A 1,086-nucleotide genomic window follows, 5' to 3' on the forward strand; every position below is an offset into this window, starting at 1 on the left:
GATATCGTTCTTCAGCCTGATGAAGGCTACCAGAGTCTCGCTCCCAGCGTACTCACCGCAGCACGCCAGCGCCTGGGCGAGGCCCCGCTTCGTTATTTGTTCCATGCCTGTAATGAAGGCTGGCTGTCCGCCATTCTGGGAACCGATACTTTTCACGGACTTCATGTTCTGAGTGTTGACGGCACTCTGTTCCGTACACCAGATTCACCGGACAACGCCGCTGCCTTTGGCTTTATCGACCCTGTCCATGGGACTTTCCCGCAGGTTCGTATGGTAGGGCTGATGGCTACCCATTCTCATATGTTGCTCGATGCCGCTTTTGGTGGCGTTGCGGAAGGTGAACTGACGCTGGCACACCGACTGGTCTCTTCCGCGCCGGACCACTCCCTGACGCTGTTCGATCGTTGTTACTTCAGCGCGTCTTTTTTACTGGAATGGCAGCAGGCTGGCGCTGAGACACACTGGCTGACTCCGGTTAAAAGTAAGCTCCGCTATCGGGTTATCGAGCGTTACAGTGATTATGACATGTTGATCGAGATGCCGGTCTCTCCACAGACACGTAAAGCAGCCCCACATCTCCCGGCAGTCTGGCAGGCAAGAATGGTGAGCTATATGAGTGGCAGTGGTAAGGGAAAAATCACCGGATTCCTGACTTCAATGACCGATCCTGTTGCTTATCCACTGGAGGATTTATTACGGATTTACTGGACGCGCTGGGAAATTGAACTGGGCTACGGCGAACTGAAGCGGCGGCAATTAAAGGGTGAGGTCACGCTGAGAAGTCGCTTCCCGGAAGGGGTGAAGCAGGAGTTATGGGGGATACTGGTATCGTATAATCTGCTGAGAAAAGAGATGACAGACATTGCCGCCGAAGCGGGCGTGGCCCCGACACGAATAAGCTTCGTCGCAGCGTTAAATATCCTGGTGTCTCAGGTACGAGTCAGCGGTAAGGGTGCAGCAGGGAATATCCCTAAGCATCTGAAAGGAATGAGGGAAAATGTAAAATCCTTCATTTTGCCGGAAAAAAGAAAGCACCGAAGATACGATCGTTCGGTGCTTTATGTTCCGCCTAAATATCCGTTCAGC

1 protein-coding gene is annotated in these 1,086 nt (G+C 52.9%); it reads left to right on the forward strand.

Translation table 11 applies throughout. The features are described 5' to 3' along the window. Positions 1-1,086 (forward strand): IS4 family transposase (locus AB8804_RS23245; protein WP_371190295.1); only part of this gene is annotated, 1,086 nt, incomplete at both ends.

Origin of the sequence: Enterobacter sp. KBR-315C3_2022 (assembly GCF_041399425.1) — a bacterium.
GTDB lineage: Bacteria > Pseudomonadota > Gammaproteobacteria > Enterobacterales > Enterobacteriaceae > Enterobacter.